Annotated in this window: 19 protein-coding genes; 6 read left to right on the forward strand and 13 right to left on the reverse strand. The window is 49.6% G+C overall.

The features are described 5' to 3' along the window. Positions 1–626: 626 nt before the first annotated feature. The 4 genes from WOA58_RS17985 to WOA58_RS18000 all read right to left on the reverse strand — a co-directional run bounded on the left by WOA58_RS17985 (position 627) and on the right by WOA58_RS18000 (position 2,936). Complete coding sequence (locus tag WOA58_RS17985; RefSeq protein ID WP_340605677.1) at positions 627–998, reverse strand: hypothetical protein; 372 nt, start codon at positions 996–998, stop codon at positions 627–629. Between the two features lie 89 nt (positions 999–1,087). After that, positions 1,088–1,366 (reverse strand): DUF7521 family protein, encoded by a 279-nt coding sequence (locus WOA58_RS17990; protein WP_340605678.1) that lies wholly within the window; start codon positions 1,364–1,366, stop codon positions 1,088–1,090. Continuing rightward, a complete protein-coding gene (locus WOA58_RS17995) occupies positions 1,363–1,746 on the reverse strand; it encodes a helix-turn-helix domain-containing protein (RefSeq protein ID WP_390220986.1) in 384 nt (127 codons plus the stop codon). The genes WOA58_RS17990 and WOA58_RS17995 overlap by 4 nt, the downstream gene beginning before the upstream one ends. A 209-nt stretch (positions 1,747–1,955) precedes the next feature. Beyond that, on the reverse strand, positions 1,956–2,936 hold the full coding sequence (locus WOA58_RS18000) for a transcription initiation factor IIB (protein WP_340605797.1): 981 nt from the start codon (positions 2,934–2,936) through the stop codon (positions 1,956–1,958). 471 nt (positions 2,937–3,407) lie between these two features. Here WOA58_RS18000 and WOA58_RS18005 point away from each other — a divergent pair, with 471 nt between their 5' ends. The 3 genes from WOA58_RS18005 (at position 3,408) to WOA58_RS18015 (ending at position 7,357) form a co-directional block, all read left to right on the forward strand. Continuing rightward, positions 3,408–3,962 (forward strand): TATA-box-binding protein, encoded by a 555-nt coding sequence (locus tag WOA58_RS18005; protein ID WP_340605680.1) that lies wholly within the window; start codon positions 3,408–3,410, stop codon positions 3,960–3,962. 576 nt (positions 3,963–4,538) lie between these two features. Beyond that, positions 4,539–5,864, forward strand: a complete 1,326-nt coding sequence (locus tag WOA58_RS18010; RefSeq protein WP_340605681.1) for a hypothetical protein — start codon at positions 4,539–4,541, stop codon at positions 5,862–5,864. Positions 5,865–6,994: 1,130 nt separating this feature from the next. After that, the gene (locus WOA58_RS18015) at positions 6,995–7,357 is read left to right on the forward strand and encodes a PadR family transcriptional regulator (protein WP_340605465.1); all 363 of its coding nucleotides are present in this window, start codon (positions 6,995–6,997) and stop codon (positions 7,355–7,357) included. Positions 7,358–7,691: 334 nt separating this feature from the next. On the opposite strand, the gene WOA58_RS18020 is transcribed toward WOA58_RS18015, so the two are convergent. Beyond that, the gene (locus WOA58_RS18020; RefSeq protein WP_340605682.1) at positions 7,692–8,111 is read right to left on the reverse strand and encodes a TRAM domain-containing protein; all 420 of its coding nucleotides are present in this window, start codon (positions 8,109–8,111) and stop codon (positions 7,692–7,694) included. Between the two features lie 361 nt (positions 8,112–8,472). Here WOA58_RS18020 and WOA58_RS18025 point away from each other — a divergent pair, with 361 nt between their 5' ends. Further along, on the forward strand, positions 8,473–11,559 hold the full coding sequence (locus WOA58_RS18025) for a family 78 glycoside hydrolase catalytic domain (protein WP_340605683.1): 3,087 nt from the start codon (positions 8,473–8,475) through the stop codon (positions 11,557–11,559). Positions 11,560–11,642: 83 nt separating this feature from the next. Here the strand turns inward: WOA58_RS18025 and ilvC are convergent, their stop codons facing one another. From ilvC to WOA58_RS18065, 8 genes are all read right to left on the reverse strand, one after another. After that, positions 11,643–12,659, reverse strand: coding sequence for a ketol-acid reductoisomerase (gene ilvC, locus WOA58_RS18030; RefSeq protein ID WP_340605684.1), 1,017 nt, complete (start codon positions 12,657–12,659; stop codon positions 11,643–11,645). 53 nt (positions 12,660–12,712) lie between these two features. Beyond that, positions 12,713–14,038 (reverse strand): GntP family permease, encoded by a 1,326-nt coding sequence (locus tag WOA58_RS18035; protein WP_340605685.1) that lies wholly within the window; start codon positions 14,036–14,038, stop codon positions 12,713–12,715. 101 nt (positions 14,039–14,139) lie between these two features. Continuing rightward, positions 14,140–15,156 carry an ABC transporter permease gene (locus WOA58_RS18040; RefSeq protein ID WP_340605686.1) on the reverse strand — a complete coding sequence of 339 codons (1,017 nt, stop codon included), beginning with the start codon at positions 15,154–15,156 and terminating at the stop codon, positions 14,140–14,142. A 107-nt stretch (positions 15,157–15,263) separates the two neighbouring features. Beyond that, a complete protein-coding gene (locus tag WOA58_RS18045) occupies positions 15,264–16,388 on the reverse strand; it encodes a sugar ABC transporter substrate-binding protein (RefSeq protein ID WP_340605687.1) in 1,125 nt (374 codons plus the stop codon). 101 nt (positions 16,389–16,489) lie between these two features. Further along, positions 16,490–17,284 carry an ATP-binding cassette domain-containing protein gene (locus WOA58_RS18050; RefSeq protein ID WP_340605688.1) on the reverse strand — a complete coding sequence of 265 codons (795 nt, stop codon included), beginning with the start codon at positions 17,282–17,284 and terminating at the stop codon, positions 16,490–16,492. Between the two features lie 91 nt (positions 17,285–17,375). Further along, on the reverse strand, positions 17,376–18,251 hold the full coding sequence (locus WOA58_RS18055) for an amidohydrolase family protein (protein WP_340605689.1): 876 nt from the start codon (positions 18,249–18,251) through the stop codon (positions 17,376–17,378). A gap of 50 nt (positions 18,252–18,301) precedes the next feature. Continuing rightward, entirely contained in the window at positions 18,302–21,571 is a 3,270-nt protein-coding gene (locus tag WOA58_RS18060; RefSeq protein ID WP_340605690.1) for an alpha-L-rhamnosidase, read from the reverse strand. Between the two features lie 537 nt (positions 21,572–22,108). After that, positions 22,109–23,005 (reverse strand): dihydrodipicolinate synthase family protein, encoded by an 897-nt coding sequence (locus WOA58_RS18065; RefSeq protein WP_340605691.1) that lies wholly within the window; start codon positions 23,003–23,005, stop codon positions 22,109–22,111. A gap of 145 nt (positions 23,006–23,150) precedes the next feature. Here WOA58_RS18065 and WOA58_RS18070 point away from each other — a divergent pair, with 145 nt between their 5' ends. After that, positions 23,151–24,353, forward strand: coding sequence for an enolase C-terminal domain-like protein (locus tag WOA58_RS18070; RefSeq protein WP_340605692.1), 1,203 nt, complete (start codon positions 23,151–23,153; stop codon positions 24,351–24,353). Positions 24,354–24,355: 2 nt separating this feature from the next. Continuing rightward, complete coding sequence (locus WOA58_RS18075; RefSeq protein WP_340605693.1) at positions 24,356–25,381, forward strand: LLM class flavin-dependent oxidoreductase; 1,026 nt, start codon at positions 24,356–24,358, stop codon at positions 25,379–25,381. Positions 25,382–25,421: the final 40 nt, after the last annotated feature.

Here is a 25,421-nt window from a genome sequence, read left to right on the forward strand (position 1 = left end):
CGTAACCGAAACCCGGGCGAGTTCGATCTCCGGACTGTCGAGAAGGCGTACTACCAACAGTATCGAGCTACACATAGTGTTGGCCGTTGGTACGGAACGGATCCTCTATTGAGAACAAACGGGTCTCCTCATTCTAGAAGCGACTCGCCTTGTGCAACGTCGGTGCTAAAACTACGCCGTTGCACAAGGTACAACTGAAAAGGAACAATGGAGTTAAATCGCGCCACCCTGTACCACGATTGTCGACGGACCACCTGCCGTCGACAGAGATTGCTGTCGGCCCTTGGCCCCAGGGGCCGATTTCCACGCGTACTCCCACTCGATTACTGCCCACGTTCGACTACCACCCCAGACCCTCCGAGAGTGTATCCCAGAAGACGGACCCACCCAGGCGTATGCCCGCCGGAACCCCCGACGAATAGCTGTTCGAAGACTGGCAACTGATCGCCCGCGCACTCACCGCCACAATACACGAGGACTGCCGGTGCTACGAGTGTGATACAATCGATGCCTTGCTCTGCGATATTGCTCACCACTGGGACCTCGACGATCAGAAACTAACCCAGCTACTGCACTGACGACGAACCGCCGGGAAGCGGTCGGAGGCACCTCCCCAATCAGATCCACTATACCCAGCGATAGACTGATACGCCACATCGAACCACCCCATAGTAGTGGAAGATATCCCTCAACCAGCACCGGACCCCTACGCCCCAGGCGAGACGGTCCAAATCTACCTCGATCCAGCTGACCCGGATGCCCACTCCCACGGCACGGTTTGTGAAGTCGTCGACGTATTGGCCGACGATCTCGACAGCCACACCGATCGTCCAACGGATGCCTACTCCTACAGACTCGAAGAACTCGAGACCGGCGAGACACTCCCTCTCGCATTTCGTCACCAAGACCTCGTGCCCGCCGAAAACACCCAGTAAACCCGCCCTTGACCCACGGAGAACCATCCAGAAGCAGAGTCCACCTTGTGCAACCCACTCCATCAACTGGCTAATTCGTTGCACAAGGCAGGCAACTCGACTACTATGACCGATCAGCGCTACTCCTCGCCGTTACCCCCGATTCGTTATCGTTAGTTCTCAATATAGAGAGAATACATAATAATCCCAAATCCGATCGCGACGAGAACGCTGTTGATGAGCACACCCATCTCTAGCGAAACGGAGAAGAGTTGATCAGCAACACCCGCGAGGAGGGCCCCTAGCGTTATACTGGTAAAGCCGATACCGAGCGCTCGTAATGAGGATGATCCTGTTCGACGGTACGCTTTATATGCGATATAAGTGATTCCAGCCCCCAACAACAAGATCACCGTTTTGACGATAACAATAGCAGTTCCGATCCAGATCATAGTTCATCACTCATCTGTGACCAGATATCTGCGAGTCGTTCGTCTGCGTTTCGTGGTGGCCGCTGGACTGATACCGACAGTCCATTCTCGGTAGTAGGATCCATCGAAATAGTCACATCACTGAAATTCCGCACATAGTATGTCGTTCGGCCTCCACTTGGATTGATCTGATCGCTCTCGCGGACAAGCGAGGCGTTACTGAGTACGTCTAATTTTCGGTACAACGTTGACTGAGGGATGTCACACGTATCGCTGAGTTCGTTTGCGGTCATAGGGTGTTCCGTCTCACGGAGAATAGCCTGGCAGTTAGTGTCATTCAGCGCATCAAGGACCATCTGTAGGGATGGCGAATCCTCCGATGATGCTGAATCACCCACTATTGTCTCCTTTGAGTAGTCGGTATTATATTCGGCCCGATTCTACGTCAGACAGGATACGCAGCATCAAACAGATACCCCGCTTCGATCTCCCGTATTCCGTCCACTAGACCGTATCCTGCTTCTTGGACAGGAGATGTACGTCTGTTTACGAAGAACCGTCTGCAGTCGGTTAATTAGTAGTGGGAATTGTTCGAGTGTCATAGGAAAATTCATGCAGTGTTATCCTCAGCACCGTATATCTCAAGGAGCTCTTGGTAACGGGCACGGATTGTCATTCTACTTATATCCGTTATCTCACTTACTGTTTGTTGGGTAGCTTTTTCATCGGTCAAGCGGCTCGCTGCATAAAGTGCGCCTGCTGCCAAACCAGCAGGTTTTCTGCCACTATGGGCGTTTTGATCCTTTGCAACAGTAAGGAGCTCTCGGGCTTTGCGGAGCACGTCATCGCTTACCTCAAGCGCCGATCCGAACTGAGATACATACTGGATCGGATCTGTCGGTTTGATTTCTAATCCAAGTTCACGGGAGAGATACCAATATGCGCGCTGAATAGGGAGTTGTTCAACTCGGCTGACAGTCGCACACTCTTCTAGCGTACGTGGTACCTGATGCTGTCTGGCCGCTGCATACAGTGATGCTGTTGACATCGCTTCGATGGACCGGCCGGGAAGCAGATCGTTTTCGACGGCCCGACGATAGATGATTGCTGCCGTTTCCCGAACTGGCTGTGGTAGTCCAAGCGCAGATGCCATTCTCCTAATCTCTCCGAAGGCCTGTTTGAGATTCCGTTCGCGGGCGTTCTTTGTTCGAAATCGTTCGTCCCATTGACGAAGCCGTTCTAATTTCGCTCGTTTTTCCTCTCCTACTATCTGTCCGGATGCATCTTTGTTTTGCCATCCAATTGTCGTACTAAGACCGTTGTCATGCATTAGAGGTGTTGTCGGCGTGCCAACCCGGCTCTTTGCATCTTGTTCCGTGGCATTGAACGCACGCCACTCGGGACCGTGATCAATAGTATCTGCATTAAGGATAAGACCACATTCCTCACACGCTTTCTCTCCATGCTCATCATCAGACACGATTCGACCTCCACACTCCGGGCATGATGCGATTGACTGAGACGCTGGCGCTTGTGTTTGCTCATCAGTCCGGTCGTCTTCGGTAGTGAGTTTCGTATGAGTCAGTTTCATTTTGACTTTTTGTATCTTCGGTCGGTCCAGGCGATTGCTGACTGCTACGAGTGTTCGGATCAAGAGCGCAGGGCGGATTCCCACACGATGGGAATGCGGTGTTTCCAGCTCTATTTAGATGCAGTGTAGAATGTCCTCTACGTTCTTTGCCCAAACAAAAATCAAGAAGAGATACTCAAGGAGGGCTTCTTATTATCTTTCAAAGCTACCAATCCACACCAATAGGAACGTCTAAATAAGTCATCTTCAGAAAGTTCAGTTATGGTTGAGGACTTGCAGGGAAAGCAAGTCCCGGCAAAAGCCGACCAAGTTGGGTGACTCTTCGATCGTCTTAGGTAGGACGACCGTCACAGTCGTTCTCGCAGTTCATGATCTGACGACTCTCATGAGTATAGAGTGAAAATCCATATATTATTATCAGCTATCAGATTCCTAAAAGGACTTTGTATCTCGGTGTTGTAGCTACTCACGATGGCTCCTTCAACGTCAGTGGAGGTCCAGAATATCGTCGCTTCAACAAAGATCGCTCAAGAGGTTGATCTCGATGCTCTCTGCCAAGATCTCGACAATGCACAACACAGCACAGGAGCAGTTACCTGTCTAACCTACCGATTACAAGAGCCAAAAATAGCAATCAACATTCATCAATCTGGAAAACTCATCATCACGGGTGCAAAATCAGTTCAAGACGTTTATACAGGGTTCTATTGCCTGTTTGATGAACTGCGAGAGCTACATATTGATCTATTGGATCCACCGCACATATCTATTGACAATGTAGTAACTAGTGCTGATCTTGGTCAGTCAGTCGACCTTGCTACGGTTGCTATTAAATTAGGAGTCGAGCAGATAGAGTATGAACCAGAGCAATTTCCAGCACTTATCTATTGGCTCGAAGAGCCAAATGCAGTTGTAATGCTATTTGCAAGTGGGAAGATGGTTATTACTGGCTGTACAACAAAAAATACGGCAATAAATGCATCGGAAATGGCATCATCTCAAATTCTTAACGATAATCCTTTGTGAAGATGCGTATTTTCTGCCAGCATGATTATGGCCAATTTCTTGCCCATATCTATAGTTGGAATAGAGAACAGATGCATGGCTTCGACGAAGGTTTTCAAGCGATCCTCTTGTGAGTATCGGCAGAGTCGGTCCGCATCTAACACGAAGACAACGACCGACGAACGCCATCAAAGCAGTCCAGCCCCATACCGTCGGTCCTATTAGTCCCCTCACTGCACGGAACAAGCTTACCACTGATTATCAACGAAGTCCGCGAGAGCCACTACGTACAACATCAAATACAAAGAATACAATCAAAATGGCCGACGCCACAAACGAGATGATCGACCGGGGGTTCGCATTGTCGAATACAACACCGTGGCGGTGCTCAAGTTTCGAGGCTACCCGTCGTCATATGTTCAATCTCCAATGATAGGAATTCGCTGCTGTGATATTCACTTGCGAGAGGTCGACGTTACGTCCGAGAGCACTCCTAAATAGAGTAGCACAAAACTACATCCCGGGAGCAGTCTGCAGGTGGCTCGTCGTCGATCCTCATTCCAGAAATTGATAACAGCGGGAGGTCAAGCGACGCGGATGAGGCCGCGAATCACTGTAGACGAAATCTCCGTTCACGACCGGACCGAGGTCCAATATAGCGTGTCGTATTCACGGCGTCTCCAGCGGTTTCTGCGGGACATCGATCCGTATATACGGTACTCGGAGGACGTCTCCGACGTTCCCGAAAGCATTCTCGCGGTTCCCCTTTTGGCAACGTTATCTCCCGTCGCCTGGATCAGAGGCGCCGATATTTATATCGATGAGATAGACGAGAGTTTCCGTCGGGCGCTTCCTAGACTCTACGATGGGTACGCGCAATTGTATCCAAATGCACCATTCGAAGCGAAAAGTTCCCTCCATTACAAGGACCTCGTCGATAACGGCTCACCTAACCCCGATTCGGAAGAGAGTCGTTCAGGAGTCCTCTTTACAGGTGGTGTCGACTCGACAACGACGTATCTTCGCCATCGCGACCAGCAGCCACACCTCATCACGGTCCGAAAGGAAACGGAAACTCGAGAGAACGCATGGAAGCAACAGCGGCGGATGATCGACGCTTTCGCGGCCGAAAATGAGCTCACAGCTCATGCGATCGAGACGAACATCAAATCGATAGTCAAGAAGTTCATGGTGAACCTCTATCATCGCCACCAGCTCAACGAGTCCTGGGATCGGGCGATGTTCTTCGGAATCGGATATCCCGGCTTTACCGCTCCTCTCGCCTACAAACATGGCCTTACAAACATCTACCAGTCAGCGGATTATCTCCCTCACAAGCGATATCCAAAATCGACACAGCCACTGTTGGTTGACAATCTCCGATGGGGGGAAACGAGAGTTAAATCGGATGCAGGCGAACTAACGCGTCAAAACAAAATCGAACTCCTCGGTACTCACTTCGCGGACAAAGAGACGAATTGGGAGGTCAGTAGCTGTGACTACGGCGGCGATGCGTCGTTATCATGCAATCACTGTGAGACCTGCTTTCATACGATCACAGGCTTCATCGTCGCGAACTATGATCCAGCGGCGTTCGGATTCGAGGTCGATACAGGAACGTTCGAAGAGATCAAATCCCACCTGAATGATCGAGAGTTCGATTCGGACAGCGGGAAACTGCGCTTCTGGCTCGAGCTCCAAGAGCGGGCCGACCCCTCACAGATCAATCTCCCCTACGAGGGAGTAACAGATTTCGTCGCCTGGCTCGCCGATGCAACGATCGCCGAAGAGTGGAGCCGACCGTTACCAGTGCCCAAACCGGAGTATGAGAGCAGTATGAAACGACGGCTCTGCATAGCACTCCCGTATCCTCTCGATGCATGGCTTATTCGGTGGTATTTCGACAAATCGGACAGACGATAACGGATACTGGGCATCAGTTGAACGGTAAAGTGAGGTCTCATACCGGTAACGAGGCGAGAGGCAATTCAAGAGCTCGAACCCTTGAATCGGGCCCGTGCTCGATGATCTCAACTCCCTCTGAGAGCACCAGCAACCCATTCAAGCAGTGATATTTGCCTTGTGCAACAGCAAGCGATCTATAGCAGCGGGTGTTGCACAAGGCAAGAAGAACACCATGCGTCTAAGACTACCTCCTGATTAGTTAGGTCAGAAAAATCGCGTCAATTAATCACACGATCTCTTCTAAAGTAGAACTCGTAGCCAGCTCGAAACGGAAGAGAACTCGAGCGAGGAATTTGCTACTCTATCTGAATATGGACTCTGCTCGGAGGACGTGATGGCAGTTCGAAGACTCACAATGACGGCAGTAAGACTCTGTAGTATCGATCTCCACAACGGCGCGGGTAAAGCGCCCTTTGACGACGACTGTCTCGACATCGTCTCGAGTCGTAATCTCAGCTGTAGCGAGTCGGCTACCGCTCTCGTCGAAATATGTCATACTCATAAGTGGTCAGCCCACAGTCGAATACTCGATTCACGAGTGCCGACAGGAGGTCTACAAGTGGTTATCGAGACGTACACGCTTACTCTGTCGGCTTCCAGCAAGATATACAGAACAAGTAGCATGACTTTCACAGACACCACTAAGCGGATAATTCACGCTCAACGAGTTATTCTCGTAGGTTGTCTGGGGTTTTGAAGACATAGGTGTGTACACTTGATACCAAGAGACACTACTATGTCAATCCGGATAGGCAACTACTAGAGTGAGAATGGCACCTCCACCCAAGGAGAAATACACCCTATCGTTGCAACGAGCCGAACAGTGGACGCTCCATCACGTATTGCTTCATCGGCTTGAGCAAGGTTTCTCCGATTCGACGAGCGCGCCTCCACTGACTGATGTATTTGAATCGATGTAGCGCTCGTGAATCAACCGTATAAACGAAACTGTAACTGCAGTAGAATCAACGTGTTTCACCCAGAACCGCTCTCTCATCAGTTATGAGCGTGTTTCGTCGGTAATCTCCGTATCCGAAACGAGGTCAATTCCCAAACAGTTATTGAGAGTAACTGTCTCAACCGAGAGGATGTCAGAGGCACAATCGACACCCGACAGAGAGGGGCGTACCGCGCACGATTTGACCGCATTCCAGCAAACGATCCTCACCGTCCTTGCTGAGGAAGCTCGGTACGGGCTTGCAGTTAAAGGTGAACTCGAGGAGTACTATGGCAACGAGGTCAACCACGGCCGGCTCTACCCGAACCTCGATGACCTTGTTGAACGCGACCTGATCGCGAAAAGCGAACTCGATAAGCGCACCAACGAGTACGAGCTCACTAACGAAGGCTATGAGCTACTGCTGGGCGAACTCAACTGGGAGGTTTCAAAGATTGTGACTGGCGAGGAGCGCGCAGACGATATCGGCCAGTTACTCGACGACGCTGCGTAGACAGCTGACTGCTGTATAACCAACTCTCATGAAGGCAGTCGCGGAGTTCAGTCGAACGAATAGNGATAGTGATGGTTGGATGCGGTCTCGCACCGTCTGCACTGCTGGCTATGGCCTCGCAACTCCCTTTCACTACACTGGCAGTCGATAATCACTTCAACTGTCGTGATTTCGCCACTACCCGTGTTGCTCCTACCATCTCTAAAAGAGACGGTGCGAGCAGCGATCTCATTTAAGTGCTTCTCGCGATAAGTAATGAAGTAAGCGGGATTCTGCGGATACTTTCTAATCCGGTAGTGGCACCACTCTGACCACCACGACGGTAGAACGCTTCCTACTCGTGGTCCTCGTAGCGTTCAACGACGTCAGCGAAGGCGACGGTGTCTGTGACACTTGTAATTTCGATCTCGACGCGTTCGTGAGGATCGGTATCGGGAACGATGACCACGTAGCCTCGCTCGACTCGTGCGATCCCGTCGCCCTGCTCGCCGATCGTCTCGATCTCAACAGTTCGATGGTCACCCTCAGCAACAGGCGGACTGGACTTGGCTGTCGCTTGGGCTGATTCTTCATTACCATCAGTATCCGAGTCAGGATGGGTCCGAGCCTGCGGAACCAGAGCGATGCGATACGACCGGTCCGGCTCGAGGTCTCCAAGTTCGACCTCGCGTTCGGGAATCTCGATCGTATAAGACCCATTACGGTGATTGATCTCACTACTAAACAGACACAGAAGGGTATCTGAGAGTTCCATATACAATGCTCAATTAATAAGACCGTCTTCAATAGGTATGAGAGTACTGGTAGCAGTTGCTATACCTGTGTTTTAACTAACAACGGATGCCAAATGAAGGAGTGTGAGCGGTGTGGGAAAGCGTTTTTAACGTATCAATTGTAGAATATGTGAGGAACCCTCGTTCATCACACCTCTTCAACTATTTCAGTATCAAACAGGGTGGCGGATTAGCGATTAGACAACATGATAATGATTTGACCAAATGTTTATATCTGATAGAAGAAAATAGATATAACGATCCTGGTATCTGTTACCGGGTGGCGCGACGGTTATGCTCGATCGGTACGAAGAGTGTAATCATTCGGCAGAAAAATAACATATGAGAGACATCAATGTCGATCCCATGACGGGACACTCGCACAGCAAGAAAGAACAACACGACGGACTAATTGACCGACGAGATTACCTGCGATATACAGGTGCGCTTGCGGGCTCCTCGATAGCTGCCGGAGCTGGTATAGAGACGGCTGCGGCTAACAGAGATGAGGAAACTGATGAGGGATCGATAACCCCGACAAACCTACGGGTCGAGTACGCTCGAGAGCCGAATAACGTGCTTCCAACAGTCGATAACTCCGATAGCACGCTTGAGGTGCCGCGGTTCTCTTGGGAAGTAGCCGGCCCGCGAGGTACCGTCCAGTCGGCGTACCGAATCTTGGTGGCAGAGAGCAGAGACACAGTTGAGAACGGCGATAGCGACGTTTGGGACAGCGGTGTTATAGATTCATCACAATCAATTCACGTTCCTTACGATGGCGAAGCGCTCGAGGCGGACACAACGTATTACTGGACCGTCCGGCTTTGGGACGGCGATGAGGCGAGCGATTGGTGTGATTCGACACAATTCGTGACGGCCCTGCCAGCAGGCGACGAATACTGGGAGGGCGAGTGGATCGGTCCCGATTATGGCGAGTGGGGACCGAACGATCGCATCGACTACGATTTCCTAGAAGAAGATGAGTACGACCATCGCCCCGAACCGCTGCTTCGCACTGGGTTTGACCTCAATGAGGATGTTGAGGAGGCCCGATTGCACGTTAGCGGTATCGGCTGTCATAAGCTCTACTGCAATGGCGAGCGTATCGGCAATCGCGTGCTCGAGCCCGCTCAAACTCAGTACGATGAGACTGTGCTCTACTCGACGTACGATGTCACGACATATCTGAATGGTGGCATGAACGCGATCGGAATCGCACTTGGCCGGCTCCGGTTCGGTGAAATGGTCGCAGATAATGACTGGGGTTGGGCGCTGACAGCTCCGTGGTGGAGTGACCCACAAGCGATCGTTCAGCTGAACATCAAATTCGCCGACGGAACGAGTACGTCACTTGTCAGTGGCGACGATTGGCTGTTAACCGACGGCCCAACTCGGTTCGACTCGCTGTTCTCGGGCGAAGTGTACGATGCTCGAGAAGAGAAACCAAGATGGACGGAGCCGGAGTACGACGATAGTGACTGGAACGTTCCAACGATTGTCGACGATCCAGGTGGTGACCGAATCCCCCAACACATCCAACCAATGCGAGTACGGGACACCCTTGACCCCGTTGAAATTACTGAGCCGGAAGATGGCGTTTACGTCGTCGATTTCGGACAGGTCATGACCGGTTGGGCTGAATTGACTGTCGAAGGCGATGAGGGAATCGGAGTCACGATGACTTACGGCGAAAAGCTCCACGACGACGGAACGGTGGATAATGATAATTCGCTCATTCACGCCCCCATGCAGCGGAATCACTACATCCTCAGAGGGGAGGGGACTGAACGATGGGAGCCGAGCTATAGCTACAACGGTTTTCGGTATGTACAACTCGAGGGGTATCCCGGCGAGCCGAGCTCTGGGTCCCTTGCGGCGAAATATGTCTATACTGCATTCGACGAAAGCGTTGAAAGCAGCTTCGAGTCCTCGAACGACCTGTTAAATCAGATTCACGAAAACACGTTATGGGCCTATCGAAACAATATGCAGGGTCTGCCGACGGATACCCCGAAACTGGAAAAAAACGGGTGGACGGGTGACGCCCAGCTGACCGCGGAAACGGGGATCTATAACTACGATATGGCCCGGTTCTGGACGAAGTGGATTCGGGACTTTGCTGACGCCCAACGCGAGGACGGCGAGACCTCGACGATTGTCCCGACACCGGGGTATAGCTTCCTCGATGAACCCGATCTAAGCCCCGACTGGGCACTGGGTCCCACGCCGGGTTGGGACGCTGCGTTCATCCTCATCCCCTGGTGGGTCTACCAGTACTACGGTGATAAGCGGATTCTCGAAACGCACTACGAGAGCTGGAAACAGTATATCGACTGGATCCAATTGTGGTCCGAAGGAGATATCGTTGACGACCTCCCTGAACGAATCTCGGATCAGGAGGACGTTATTCGGACCTTCGATGACAGCCACGTACTCCCGGTTGGACTCGGCGACTGGGGTGGTGCACCACTGACTGATACAGATGACGGATACGGCGGCGGGGGAGACGAGGTACCGATTACCTCGACGGCCTACTACTATCGCTTCACGCAGGTGCTCGCCGAAACCGCCTCGCTCATTGGCGAAGACGAGGAGGCCGCCGAATGGGAGGAACTTGCTAAGGAGATCCGTGAGGATTTCAACGACGAATTCCTCGACACAAACCTAGGTTACTACCGGACCGGTCAGCACGAGGCATACCTTCAGACGTCGAACCTTCTCCCGCTTGCCTTCGAGATGGTTCCTGATGAATACGAGAATATTGTCGTAGAGAGCCTTGTCGAAGATGTCATGGAAACTCACGACGGCCACCTCAATACTGCAACGCTCGGGACGAAGTATCTGCTCCCGGTTCTCACCGAGTATGGCTACCATGACGTCGCCTACACTGTCGCCACGCAGACCGACTATCCGAGCTGGGGACTATGGATTGAAAACGATCGGACATCGCTGCTTGAGTTCTGGGAACTGGACTCGCGGTCGTGGAACCACCACTTTCTGGGCGTCACCGACGAGTGGTTCTACAAGCATCTCGCAGGTATTCAAGTCGACGAGCCTGGCTTCAAGCACGTCCGGATCGCCCCCAAGCCAGTCGACGATCTTGAGTGGACCAGTGCAACGACCGAAACTATTAGAGGAGTCGTTGAGTCGAGCTGGGAACTTACCGAGACATCGGGCGCTGGCCGTGACAGGCAAGGAATTGAACTCGAAGTGACGATTCCCGGAAACGCGACAGCTACGGTTGAAATACCGACGTTCGGTGGTGAACAGGTCCGCGTCCGTGAGAGCGGAACGAACATCTGGAACAACGGCAATCGGACGAACCGAGATCATCCAGGGATCAAGGCAATTGATCGAACCGACGAGGCCGTTATTGCCGAGGTGACGTCAGGCAAGTACGTGTTCGCACTCGAGCAGATCGGAAACTGAACGTCGCGTCCTCTTTCTTCTTTAACTTGTCTCCTCAGGGTCCAGTGAACGCCAACTGCAATAATCCTCTCTCGAGGAATGATTCATTCATCACCTAGTCCAAGCTTTTCAATAGTCTCCTGTTCCTTCTGGATCATTTCAGTATCACCGAATTCTTTGTATAATCGGTTGAGCATTGGGTAACCTGCCTGTTGCTCATTAGTCCACTCACGAGCGAATGACCCCGTTTCGATCTCGCGTAGTCGCTCTCGCATGTAGGACTTCATCTCTTCGCGATTATATGCCTCTGCTCGAGACATCTGCCCATATTGGCTAGTTTGAGAATGAAGCGGAAGCTGACCGATGAAGCCATCAGTTCCCATTACTTCAAAGATATGTGCCATCTCTTGGGATAGATACTGCTCTAGCAGGATAACCTCACCAGGAATTCCTGCCTCACGTTCGATTTCGTATTTTGCTGCAATTGCATTGAAGAAAAGCGGTATCAGTGCTTGTTCGGTTAGAAGATCAATTTTCGTTTCCATCTCAAAAGTACCTTCAATCACACCGGATCGGGTCGAGCCGATAGCTTTTGATAGTGCAAGTGCTGTTTCCTGTGCGTTTCCAGAGTAGTCCTGATTAACAGCGATCATGCTTGGGGCACCGTCACCCTCTTCATAGAGTTCGCGGACTAGGTCTCCGATCATCCGCGGTGCGACCATGATAGTATCAAGGTCAGCAGTAGGCTCGATAAAATCGTAAGTGATGTTGTATCCTGATGCAAAATTAACTGTGTTACCGGCTTCGAGTCCAGGTTCGATTTCTTCTTGATAGATTCCTGGGGCAACTTCATCAGGAATCAGCAGAAAGATGATATCAGCACGTTCAGCGGCTTCTGCTATGTCGTAGTCCTCAAAGCCATCCTCTCTAGCTTGTTTCCTTGAGTCGTCGCTTCGGTTTCCGACAATGATGTCTTCAACACCGGAGTCCTGCATGTTCAGCGCCTGCGCACGGCCTTGATTCCCGTACCCAATGATGGCTATTGTCTTTTCATTGAGGATAGACATATCAGCATCATCCTCATAGAATATCGTTGCCTCTTCTGTGGTACTATCTTGCATGGCATGGTATTCATCTCAATGCTATCTCTTAAATATTCCTTTAGCTATAAAATTTATAATATGAGTGCTATGACAATCGAGAAGAAGAATGCGAATATTGAGACAATTGCACCACCAAGAGTGTACGTTTTCAAGCCACCAGTCACCTCCAGACCAGCCAATTCAGTCACAACCCAGAAACCACTATCATTAATATGACCAATACTCATACCACCTGCGAGTGCCGAAAGAGCTAGGGCTACAGGTGCAACAGTCGTTTCAACACCAGCTATGATAGTCATCGCCGTGATCCCTGCAACTGTCCCTGAACCTTGTGCGACGCGCATGACCAGACCAAGCACATAGGCGATTACAACGATCATTATTCCATCACCACTTGCACCAACAAGACTGAGCATTGCGTCAGCAGCCTCTGTCTCCTGAATAACAAATCCAAATGCGCCCCCAGCGCCCGTTATTGCCAAGACGATCCCTGCAGGGCGCAAGGCTTCCGAGAATTCATCTGAAAGATTCTCATGCCCCATCGTAATCACATATATGATGATAGCGACAATCAGTCCTGCAAGAAGTGCAATGATTTGACTACTGAGAAATTCGAAAAAGACGTTTAGCTCGCCTAAGAGAGCCTCAGAAGTAGTCCCGATCATAATAAAGATGATAGGCACAGCGATTGGAAGAAGAGAAACAAGAAACGAAGGGGGATTCTCCACTGTTTCTTCCTCTTCATCTACAAACGGTATTTCACTAATATCATCACCAGTCCAAATATGATCAATAACAGCAACAAAAACACCAATTGATAATGTAATCGATAGTATTCCACCAATCAAACCAACAATCATCATTGTTCCAAGTTCGAAATCAAGTAAAGCGGGTGCAGCAAGTGGATTGGGGGTCGGGGGGATAAACGTGTGTGCACCGGCCGCCCCAATCGCGAGTGGTCCGATCACTAGCGGGTATGAGAGTTCAGTTTCTCGCCAGAGAGCAATGACCATTGGAATCATCACGAGAAATGCAACGTCGAAAAAGACAGGAATTGCGATAATAGCACCTGAAATGCCGATTGCGTATGGAATATATTTTGTTGGAACCGCATCTGTCATTCCCAATGCAATTGTTCTAGCACCACCACATCGAGCGAGTAGCATCCCGATCATAATCCCAAAAATGATTGGCAAGCCAATTGACGCCATTAAGTCACCGAATCCCTCACCGATTGCATCAACTGTCTCTGTTAAACCAAGCCCCGATGCGATACCCATATAGAGTGAACCACTTACTAATGACACCGCTGGATCAATGTCAAGCACTATGATCAATCCAAGAACAATGCCAATTGCGATTACGAGGTTTATAGCTAGTATGGTTGTTCCTACCATATACCCTTCTCGTAAACAAGAGTAATAATAATTTGTATTTATCACTAATCTTTTTATATCTTGGTGAGGTATATATTGCTGCCTCACACTGACTCAGGAGCCTAACTCGGAGTGAGGAGATCGTCTCGAATATTTTGCCGGTATCTGTTGATGATGATCGCGGCGATTACGAGAACGCCAAAGAAGATATTCACTTGATTACCGCCTAGTCCAGTTTGTATAAGACCAGCATCAAACACGCCGATAAGCAGTGCACCACCAATCATATTAACAATTGACCCCCGGCCACCTGTTAAACTGGCACCTCCAATAACAGCACCGGCAAATGCCATGAAGACGGCACCATCGGCCATTCCTGGGGTTGCCGAGCCAAGAAATCCTGTAAATAGGAGTCCCGAGAAAGCACTCAAGACACCAGAGATCACAAATACCCAAAATACAGTATTAGTGACGCTAATTCCGACTCGGTTTGATGCTTCTGAATCGCCACCGACTGAGTAGACGTTACTACCAAATTGGGTCTGCCTCATGAGAATATGAATCAGGACAGCAGCAATGACCAGGACGAAGATCGCGATCGGGATTCCAGCGATTGTATCACCACCAATAGCGAGATAAGTTGCTGGGAATCCTTCACTAATCGGATTGAGGCTAAGTTCGAGTGTTGCATACTGGAGGATGAAGAAGGTGCCAAGAGTGACAAGAAATGGATTGAGATCCAGAAAGGCAATAAAGAAACCGTTGAACGCACCGATCAATGCTCCAATGAAGAGGATCGTAATAACGCCTAACCACCAAGGCATCCACGGTGCCCAGGAAGTGAGGAGGAGTGCATTTAACATTCCTGCAAACCCTGCCGCCTGACCAACAGAAAGATCGAAATTGCCGCTCAAGAGGCAGATCCCTTCAGCCATAACCAGAAAGCTGAGCATAACACTTGAGAATACGATGAACTGGAGATTAGAATAGTTGAAGAACTGTGGTCCATTGATGATTCCAAAAGCAAGAACTGTCGCAACTAATAGTACCCATATAAAATTGTCAACTAAAAATAGTTTTGTTTGGGTTGATTTTTCACCTGACAGCGCTTCCTTTGCGTTGGCTAAGTCTAACTCCATACAGAGCTCTGACTTACTGGTTCACAATAATAAGTGATAAACGTTCTGCAACAGACAACAGTTCTTCTACGCCAAAAGAACGGTATGATTTCGTCCAGTTGACTAAGTCAATCGTCTTGGCCGAAGATAACACCCCAGTTTGAGGATTCATCGTAATTATCGGGTGTCAGGAGTCGACCGCTCGTCTGGAACCATGGATGATCGTGTTGCTCCTGGACAGTTGCCGGTGCCCAATCCTGTCCTTCCCAGATATCTACACCCATATGTTCCTCGCCTGTTATCTCTAAGTCATCAGTATCAATTTCGTCACCAACATCAGGCAACGCATCTTCTCCTTCTGTCCGGGCTACTTCTAGATAATGCATTGCAATCGGTAGATAATACTGCGTAGGCTGGGTGAAGGCCCGCTGCAACCATTCGCTATCGAATAGGTCGACTACAGTTGGGCTACCATCCATACATGCCATGAACACTTCTCCAGGTTCCATGCCATACGTATCAAGTGCACCTGCAGCTCCGGCTGCCATCTCTCCATTTGCTGCAAAGATCGCATCGACCTCACCATCAACCGACTGTAAAACGGAATAGAGACCCTCTTGAGCCGGTTCTCGGTTGAAATCAGCACTTATCTCAAGGATTTCGATTTCATCATGTTCATCGACGGCATTTCTGAATCCTTGTTCCCTTTCGGTTCCAATGGCCATCCCAAGGTCTCCCTGCAAGTTCACAACAGTTCCTTCAGCTTCTCCATCCGATTCGAGATAGGTGACGATCTCTTCCCCAAGTTCCTCACAAGCAGGCTCGTTTCCGATATAGACACTCATAGTGAGGTCAGGTGTATCGATATCAGAGTTAGCTGCGATGACTGGAATATCCTGACTAACGGCCTGCTCAACTTGATTTGCAGGAGCGGTTTCAGAGACCGGACCAACTAAGATACCGTCAGCGTCCTGTTGGGCGAAGTTTTGAATATGAGAGATCTGTTCTTCTTCTTCGCCCCGTGAATTGTTATTCTCAAAGTCAAACCCATGGTCTTCGGCATAGTATTCTCCACCTTGTACGTACGCCTCCTCCCACGATCCGTACATCCCCCAAATCGTGTGAGGATAAAAAGGACCACCATTGTCTTCATCGTCTCCGCCGAGACAACCTGCGATACTGGCGATTCCTGCTACCCCCGCTGTTTTGAGGATATTTCTCCTATTCATAGGAGTGTTGCTACCATCTGCCATGTTATTCTATCTCTTGTTTTGATTGCTGGGTAAAAAGTCTTTCCTATTTTATCACACACTTTCGCGAAGTGAACTCTCAAAAACGAATCAAGGCTATATGTCTACGGCGTTGCCGTGGTTTCAGTATCTCGTTCTGGTACCCCAGCCTGCATCTCTTCCAGTTCATCGGTGTTCGTCTCCTCCTTCAGGAGATCTCCGACTTTGTCTCCTCGGGAAAACACTACGAACCGATCACAGATACGATAGGCATGAGGAAGATTGTGAGTGATAAATATCACTGACGTTCCGGACTCCTTGAGCTGCTCGACGAAATCGAGAACCTTCCGTACACCCGATATGGCTAACGCCGTCGTCGGTTCGTCCAAAATAACGAGATCAGCATCAAAGTACATCGCTCTTGCAATCGCGACTCCTTGTTTTTCACCACCAGAACAGAATCGCACTTCTTGATCTGGTGACGAAATGTCTAGCCCGAGTTCACGGGTTATCTTTTCGGCCTCTGTTCGCATAGTCTCCTTATCTAAGACTTTAATCGGCCCGACACCGGTCGTCAACTCTCTCCCGAGGAAGAGATTCTGTGCCACACTCCGATCTTCAACTACAGCTTGATCTTGAAATACGGTTTCGATATTCAGTTTTCGGGCTTCATTGACGGATGAGATGTCGACGCGCTCTCCCTTCCAGAAGACATCACCAGATGTCTGTGAGTGGACACCAGTGATAATCTCAACTAATGTTGATTTTCCAGCACCATTATCTCCAACGAGACCAACGATCTCACCAGGATAGACACTGAAATCAACGTTCTTGAGTGCATGAACGGACCCATACCATTTATTTATATTCTCCATGCGTAGAAGAGGCTCTGTCTGCTCGCGGTCTATTGTTGGTGCCATTCTGTTCTACGACTTCGTCAATAATCGATAATAAAGGTTATGCTAGTGATTCTTCCAGACGAGTATCATTTTCCATGGATTGTTTCGAAAGTCACCGAAGCAACCCGAGATGGTGGTAAGCTGCTTCGTCGGTTATCCAGGAAATGTCGCTTTCAGATAGGGAATCTACCTTTCGAAGCCAGTTACGAGCTTCAGCGTAGCTAGCGACGTCACTGACATTCGGATAATCTGAGCCCCAAATAACACGTTCCCGTCCGAAAACATCAATCAACCATCGAACGTGGCTATGCATATCTTGGTACGGGAATCCTTCATTCGACATATGAGGTACCTCGGAAATCTTGACCGCTACAGAATCGAATTCGGCGAGATCAGTAAGCCGGCTAAAGGTTCCAGTATCTAGGGGTGTATCTGGGTCAGCATGGCAGAAATGGTCGAACAGATAGGTCAACTCGGGATATGTCTCAACTAGTTCTATGGCTTGATCGAGTTGCTTGTGATCACAGAGGATCTGAACTATCGCATTATTCTCGACAGCGGCTTCCCAAAACTCCGTCTCCTTAATCGCATCTCGAAGCCATGTTACACTCGGGTCAAATGTTTCCCACATCTGCTCGTATGGACAGGCCACGCCAAGTCGAAATCCGAGGACTCCATCGACAGCCATGCACGTTTGAAGTTGCTCAGAAGCATCCTCAGCAAACGGATCGAGCATAACGATCCCATACAATCGGTCATGGTCTTTTACTATTTGGAGGGTATACTCGTTGTCGGTCCATTCGCAAATGGGATACCCGACAACGACAGCTTCATCGATACCGTTACGATCCATATCCGCCAGCAGTCTATCAGCCGTATACACCGTATGGACGTCAAAAGCATCGACAAGGTCGAGGATCGGGCCATTGACCCAGGGATGCTCAACTGTTGCAGGTCCCCATGCATGCGTGTGTGAGTCTAGTACCATATGATTGGATTGAGAGATACTGTACTAAAGCTTATCCATAGGTCTTCTGACTACTCGACTGAGAACACAAAGCGCCCTGAACCGACCTCAGCTACGAGATCATCCCCGTCTGATTCCACCGCTTCGATACCAGCAATGGTGTCCTCAGATAGTTGTACATCCGATTCAGCGACCGTAGCATTAGCCGCGTTCGGAAGCCGAACCGTCGCATGCGAATTCCATGGAACAGTCACAGTTAGTTCGTAGTGACCGCTGTTGTCCTGCTCCCAAGCAACAGCGAGTTCGCCGTTCCAAGTTTCTACACTAGCAGACGCCCACTCTAGATCATCAACGAGGGATGGCGCAATCGTTACGTGGTCAGTGATCGGCCGATCATCTAGTTGGATTCCGCCGAGTATTTCATAGAAGAATTCCGAAACGTGCGTATAGGGCGAATGGTTCAATGAGTTCATTCCGGAACCAACACTCTCATCGGAATTCCAACGCTCCCACATTGTCGTCGCACCGTTGTGGACCATGTACACCCATCCAGGCTGTTCAGGCTGGCTAACGACCTTGTAGGCTAGGTCAGCATAACCGTGATCAGCAAGCGTATGAATCAGTGGACGCGTCCCAAGGAAACCTGTTTGAAGCTTCTCGCCATCAGCTCGGACCTTCTCTGCAAGATTCCCGGCAACTATGTCAACAGACTCCTCTGGCACCATTCCAAAGAACAGCGGAACCGCATAAGAAGACTGAGTGCCTGGACCATACATCCCCTTTGCAGAATCGAAATAGCGGTCGTTGAATGCATCGTTCACGTACTCTGCACGCTCTCGGTATGCCTTCGCGTCGGTAGTGTTGCCGAGAACATCTGCTATCTTCGCAAAAGTATCTATAACCTGGTATAGGAACGCTGTATTATACAAATCATGAGGCAGGCCGCGTCGTCCATCAGCGTTTTCGAAAGTCAGCCAGTCTCCAAACTTCCCGTAGCTATCGGGAAGAATCCCATCTTCCGTGTTGTTGTACCAGTAATCGACGTACTTACGCATACCTTCGTACTGCTCACGGAGGATTCCTTTGTCACCATCATGCAAATAGAGGTACCACGGTATCATAACACGGGTAATTGACCAGGTAGGGTCAGCGGGATCCTCAAATGCTTTATTCGGGATGACGTCGGGAACGTATCCCATCTCCGAGGCAACATCATCGTGATCACGGGCCCATTTTTCATCGAAGCGAACGGCATCGTAGTTGAAGAGGAGCGCCCGCGTAGAGATATGGGCATCACCGGTCCAGCCGAATCGTTCATCACGCTGAGGGCAATCTTCAGGGATCGAATGGGTGTTGCTTCGAAGTCCCCAAACGGAGTTATGCTGGAGTTGGTTGAGATCCCCGTTTGCACACTCAAAAGTCCCGCGTCGGTCCATCGCAGTATGTACAACCTTTGCGGTCACTTTCTCTGTATCAAACTCGCCGGGATATGCGGTGACCTGTGCATAACGAAAACCATGGTAGGTAAATCGCGGTTCGTACGTCTCTGTTTCCTCACCGCGAGCGAAATACGTATCCGTTGCATCAGCCGTTCGAAGGTCCGTTATCGAAAGGTCTCCGTCTTCAGTAAGCGCCTCAGCGTGGCGTACTGTAACCTTTTCACCGGGATCAGGGTCGTCGATATCTATTTCAAGCCAGCCAGTAAGGTTTTGCCCGAAATCAAGAATTGGGCCATCGGGATGGTCGTGGACTTTTTCAACATCAAAGGTATCGACGACTCTCATCGGCTCGATTCGCTCAGGTCGTAGTGTGCCACCGGGTGCGTCAACGACGGTTGTACTATCCCAAGACGAGTTATCTGCAGAAGCAGCGCTCCAATTGTCTATCTTCTGTCGGGCGTCGAAGGTCTCACCGTCGTAGATATCATTTTCCAATAGGGGGCTGTCTGTGGATTCCCAGTTGCTATTGGTTACAACACGCTGTATCGTCCCATCATTGAATTCAATTGTAAGTACAGCTCGTGCCCGCGGTGATCCATCGCTCACCCAGTAAGAGCTGCTCTTAGCAAACCAGCCGCGACCGAGCCAGAGGCCCACAGTGTTGGGACCATCCTGAAGTTGGTCAGTTAGATCATGAGTTGTATAGAAGACACGCTGTTCATAATCCGTCCAAGCGGGATCAAGCTGTCGATCACCGACTCGGTCCCCATTGACATACAATTCACCATACCCAACAGCAGCAACGTGTATCCGTGCGGACTGAATTGGCTTATCGAGGTCGAATTGAGTTCGCAGTAGGGGAGAACTCGACCCAAGTTGGGACTCAGTACATCCGTTTACTAACTGATTGTGGCTCCACGTGTTAGTCTCACAGGAAGAAGATGCCTCAACGGAACAATCAGCTGCGAGGTCTGTTCCATTCACATCGCTTACAGTGAGGGAAGCAAGTGCGAAACACTGCCATGCACTGACTTGTTCTACACGTCGATCCGCGCTACGAATGTGTGATTCATCTTGCGTGGAAGGTCTAACTTCAAAGAGATCTGTCGCCGTAACCCGAATATAGCGACCACTTGCACTGATATCATCATGGGTGTGAACTGGAACTGGTGCACTAGTTGGCACACCATCGTGGTCATCTTTTTTCTCACTCTCGGACTCAACGCGAGCAACAATCGTGCTATTACTGAACTCAGGATCGTTAGCTATCTCCACTCGATAGGCATCAGGAAAGCCAAACCCTTTGAGAGGATTTTCTGACCAAGAAATTGTAACGGCAGTATCGTCTGGCGTCCGAACAATGTCGACTGGCTCTGCACCATGGAGACTGACACTGGATATATCATAGGAGTCTCCGAGATCTATTTGTACCCATTCTTCAGAGTTTGCGTCTGGATCACACCATTGACTTCGCCATCCGTTCGTGTCACCTTCTTCCGGTTGATAAGAAATCCAGTCACCGCTCCATCGCTCTGGCCTAAGTGCTGTAGTGAAATTTGCTGGTTCAGCCCATTCCGTCTCTCCGTAATTGGTCCAAATCTTTACCGACCAGTAATAGGTGGTATCTGTAGCAAGATTTGTACCATTATATTCGATATTGGTTGCCTGATTTGACTCAACACGGCCTGAGTCCCAAACCTCCCCCTGCCCTCGAGAGACGTCGTTATAACTGCGACCGATAATGAGACGGTAGGAGGTCTGAATGGCACCACGCTGGCTGGTCGTGATTCGCCAAGAGAACCGTGGTGAGGAGTCGGGATCGATGTTCCCAGGTGTATTTTCGTATTCCGTGCGGAGATCTATTGGTTGACTAGAAATCTCCTCCTTGGGGGGTGTAGTCATGGATGTGAGATGGAGAGGCCACACGTTGTAAACCTTTGGACCAACAGTATTGGTTGCATAAATACTATTATAAATTTATATTATAAGTATCAGTAGTATTACTTATGGTAGATTGAGTGATTTTGCGATAGCGGTTAACACAGGTAGAACACTAAATGAATTATATCCTCTGTCCGGTAATGACGGAAGGTTATTTTACAAGTGTATGCATGTCACTAGAGACGGAGAGAAGGAGAGCAGCTCTCTGGTGATGGTTCCCAATATAATAATCACGGTCAGAACTCAGCTGGTTCCGGTATCACCGGATACAAAAACGGAAGAGAAAGGCAATCTTAAGTGGATCTCAGTAATAGTTTTAGAGCCATTAGCAGTAATAGAATGTCAATACAGGGTATTAGAGAAGATGTTGGTAGACAAGAGACTATTTTTGCAGAAATATTGTTGCTCTTCAGTCACTATAGTGATGAGATGGTCATTGCGTCCAGTCACTCTCTGCGATAACAATTCGCAAAGCAGTCCATGGTTGCGGCGATCCAGTTAATCCATTAACATACCTTGGGCGTGATCAACAGCGTCGTGAATTTCTGATTTCTCTTCACTACTGAGAGGAACTAAAGGAGTCTTGACATCGTCTGTTGGGATTACATCTTGATGAACTAACGCCGTTTTCATCGCAGGTGCGATACCATATTCGAGACAGAGTTCAAGAAGAGGTGCTACCGCTTCTTGTTGTAAGTACATGCCTCGTTCAGTATGGGCACACTCGACTATTTCCGAAAACACCTCAGGAATTACGTTTGCTAATGCATGTATGCCCCCATTTGAACCAGTTCGAAGTGACGGTACTAACAGTGAATCGAATCCCTGAAACAGCAAGAATTCATCTGGGGTGAGTTTGTCTACTCTGAGAAAGTATAAAAAGTCACCACTTGTGTCTTTCATCCCTTGAATCGAATCATGTTCTGCAAGTGTCTTGACGGTCTGGGCACTGATGCCGGTTCCAACGTGCATAGGGATATTGTACAAAAACAGAGGGAGCGATGTCTGATCAGCAATTATTTCGAAGAACTGCAGTGTCCCCTCCGCTTGATTTGCCGAATGAAAGTAGGGAGCGACAACTGCTGCTGCATCAGCACCAGCTCTATTTGCGTCTTCAACTCGGGACAGTGTCTCCTCGGTGCTTGTACCGGCTGCCGCCGCAATCACAGGTGCATCACCAGCATGTTGTGAGACAGTTTGGATTACCTGCTGACGCTGATCAGGCGTAAGACTCGCGAATTCACCTGTAGAGCCGCAAGGATACATTCCATCGACACCTCCATCAAGAATGAACTCTGTTGTCCTTGCAAGCGCCTCCTGATCGATTTCGCCATCGTTGAGTGGACTTACTACAGGGCACAGTACACTTTCGCTAGCCGCGTCAAGTAGTGGCATTGATCCTTATTGGAGAGAGCTAGTATTAAGAACTATCCATACATAGGATAATCTATAGTAATTATCCGTCTGAGATGTGCCGAACCTTTATTGCCTCGTTTTCGCTTTATAGAGGTGAGGACTGAAACACCGTCCGTTAACATCTATGGAGATTACAGGCGTTACAACAACTAAGGTCAGCAATGAATCGTGGGGCGAATTCGTTGAATTCCCCTTGCTCACAATCATGAATAAGTACGACGAATACCGCAACGTAGACGGGAGCAATCCAGAGGCTCGTCGGAAATGGATGGGGCCCGTGGGCGATGTCGTCGTTGAGATCGAAACAGACACAGATATTACAGGAGTTGGTATCGCTAACTGGGCGACTGGTGCAATTGCTACGGTTATTGATGAAACACTTTCGAAGCTTGTTATCGGTGAGGATCCACTTCAGCGCGAGAAACTCTGGGAGCTCATGTACCGGGCGACGCTTCCCTTCGGGCGCAAGGGGATAGCCATTGATGCGATTAGCGCAGTCGATACCGCGCTATGGGACATCGCCGGAAAAGAAGCTAACAAACCCGTCTACGAACTTCTGGGTGGACCAGTCAAAGATGAAATCCCATGTTATGCGAGTAATCTCCACCCAGTTGACTTCGACACACTCGAGCAAGAGGCGCTCGAATACGTCGAAAAAGGGTTCGACACAATGAAAATGCGATTCCGGCATGGACCGGAAGCTGGCCGCGCTGGGATGAAAGAAAACGAGAAAATTGTTGCAACAGTCCGCGATGCAGTTGGTGATGATATTGATATCGCTGCTGACGCCTACATGGGTTGGACAGTACGTTATGCGAAGAAGATGACGAAGCGTCTAGAACGGTATGAAATGGCGTGGATCGAGGAGCCAGTAATGGCCGACAATATCGAAGGATATGCAGAAGTGCGCGAAGCTGCTCCGATGCCGATCTCCGGCGGTGAGCATGAGTTCACTCGGTGGGGCCACAAGGATCTATTGGAGAAGGAAGCAGTCGATATTCTTCAACCCGACGTCGGTCGGGTCGGTGGCATTAGTGAAATGAAGAAAATCGCAGACATGGCAGAAACCTACGATATCCCAGTTATTCCGCACGCAGGAACGAATCCAACGCTGCATCTCATTGCCGCCTCAACGAATGCACCGATGGCAGAATACTTCCCCATTCCTGAGTGGTACAAAGAACAACAAGATGGCGACTCAACGTACGCTGACGCTATCTTCGAGAATCCTCCGTCACCAGACGACGGCATGATTCCACTACCGGATTCACCAGGTGTCGGCGCTGAACTAAATCGGGAGGCACTCGAGCATTTCGCTCTTGAGTAATAATGAGTGAAGACATCTCACTCGAGTATAACATCCCCGTATTTGCAGGCGCCCCCGAAAACGGAAATGAACCTGTCCACCGAGATACACCTCAATACGAATCGTTAGATTGGGACACAACAAAAGAAGGCATTCTTAGAGCCGAAGAACTAGGTTTCGATGCTGTCTGGGCACCAGATCACTTAATGCTCGGCCGAAACCACGCTGAATACGAGTGTTGGACACTTCTTAGCGCAATTGCGGGGTTCACTGATAATGTAAACATTGGCTCTCTTGTTCTGAGCAATGACTATCGGAACCCAGCTCTCGTGGCTAAAATGGCTGCGACGCTAGACGTCATCTCAGATGGAAGGCTCGAGCTTGGACTCGGTGCTGGTTGGCACGAACCTGAGTACGACGCATACGGATGGGAGTATCGTGATGGGTTTGAGCGGTTGATGCGACTCGATGAATCGATTCGGCTTATGAAAACGATGTGGACCGAAAATGAATCCTCATTTGAGGGTGACCGATACAAGATAGATGGGGCATACTGTGAACCAGGCCCTGTCCAAGACCCACATCCACCAATTCTTGTTGGCGGAACTGGAGAAGAAGTGACGCTCAAACTTGTTGCCAAACATGCGGACGTATGGAATACGGATGTCTTCAACGGTGATACGGAGACGCTAAAACAGAAGATCAGTGTGATTGAGGAGCACTGTGAAACTGTCGGGCGTGATCCTGATGAAATTGAGTACTCCTGGGATGGCCACGTAATCTGCACTCGTGACCAAAAAGAGCTCGATGAGTTGCTTGATCTTATGCTTCCGATACAATTTGAAGACGAATATGTAGATCAGTCTGATATCGAATCTGAGGCAGACGCCCGTGATTACTTTATTATAGGGACACCGGAGGAATGTATCGAAGCTATCGAACGGCGTATTGATATCGGTGTCACAAAGTTCCAATTCTGGTTTGTTGATTTTCCATCCACGAGTGGAATTGAATTGTTTGCTGAGGAGGTTATGCCGACTTTTCAGTAATCTATTTCTCTTCTCATCGGTTTTTATAGAGGTCTTATAT

The organism is Halalkalicoccus tibetensis, assembly GCF_037996645.1.
In the GTDB taxonomy this organism is placed as follows: Archaea; Halobacteriota; Halobacteria; order Halobacteriales; family Halalkalicoccaceae; genus Halalkalicoccus; species Halalkalicoccus tibetensis.

Excerpts from the sequence above, each read along its gene's own strand:
- WOA58_RS17985 (WP_340605677.1), bottom strand. The coding sequence starts at position 998 with ATGGAGTGGGTTGCACAAGGTGGACTCTGCTTCTGGATGGTTCTCCGT.
- WOA58_RS18075 (WP_340605693.1), top strand. The coding sequence starts at position 24,356 with ATGAGTGAAGACATCTCACTCGAGTATAACATCCCCGTATTTGCAGGC.
- WOA58_RS18005 (WP_340605680.1), top strand. The coding sequence starts at position 3,408 with ATGGCTCCTTCAACGTCAGTGGAGGTCCAGAATATCGTCGCTTCAACA.
- WOA58_RS18040 (WP_340605686.1), bottom strand. The coding sequence starts at position 15,156 with ATGGAGTTAGACTTAGCCAACGCAAAGGAAGCGCTGTCAGGTGAAAAA.
- WOA58_RS18050 (WP_340605688.1), bottom strand. The coding sequence starts at position 17,284 with ATGGCACCAACAATAGACCGCGAGCAGACAGAGCCTCTTCTACGCATG.
- WOA58_RS18015 (WP_340605465.1), top strand. The coding sequence starts at position 6,995 with ATGTCAGAGGCACAATCGACACCCGACAGAGAGGGGCGTACCGCGCAC.
- WOA58_RS18045 (WP_340605687.1), bottom strand. The coding sequence starts at position 16,388 with ATGGCAGATGGTAGCAACACTCCTATGAATAGGAGAAATATCCTCAAA.
- WOA58_RS18060 (WP_340605690.1), bottom strand. The coding sequence starts at position 21,571 with ATGACTACACCCCCCAAGGAGGAGATTTCTAGTCAACCAATAGATCTC.
- WOA58_RS18025 (WP_340605683.1), top strand. The coding sequence starts at position 8,473 with ATGAGAGACATCAATGTCGATCCCATGACGGGACACTCGCACAGCAAG.
- WOA58_RS18010 (WP_340605681.1), top strand. The coding sequence starts at position 4,539 with ATGAGGCCGCGAATCACTGTAGACGAAATCTCCGTTCACGACCGGACC.
- WOA58_RS18055 (WP_340605689.1), bottom strand. The coding sequence starts at position 18,251 with ATGGTACTAGACTCACACACGCATGCATGGGGACCTGCAACAGTTGAG.
- WOA58_RS18000 (WP_340605797.1), bottom strand. The coding sequence starts at position 2,936 with ATGAAACTGACTCATACGAAACTCACTACCGAAGACGACCGGACTGAT.
- WOA58_RS18065 (WP_340605691.1), bottom strand. The coding sequence starts at position 23,005 with ATGCCACTACTTGACGCGGCTAGCGAAAGTGTACTGTGCCCTGTAGTA.
- WOA58_RS18070 (WP_340605692.1), top strand. The coding sequence starts at position 23,151 with ATGGAGATTACAGGCGTTACAACAACTAAGGTCAGCAATGAATCGTGG.
- ilvC (WP_340605684.1), bottom strand. The coding sequence starts at position 12,659 with ATGCAAGATAGTACCACAGAAGAGGCAACGATATTCTATGAGGATGAT.
- WOA58_RS17990 (WP_340605678.1), bottom strand. The coding sequence starts at position 1,366 with ATGATCTGGATCGGAACTGCTATTGTTATCGTCAAAACGGTGATCTTG.
- WOA58_RS18020 (WP_340605682.1), bottom strand. The coding sequence starts at position 8,111 with ATGGAACTCTCAGATACCCTTCTGTGTCTGTTTAGTAGTGAGATCAAT.
- WOA58_RS18035 (WP_340605685.1), bottom strand. The coding sequence starts at position 14,038 with ATGGTAGGAACAACCATACTAGCTATAAACCTCGTAATCGCAATTGGC.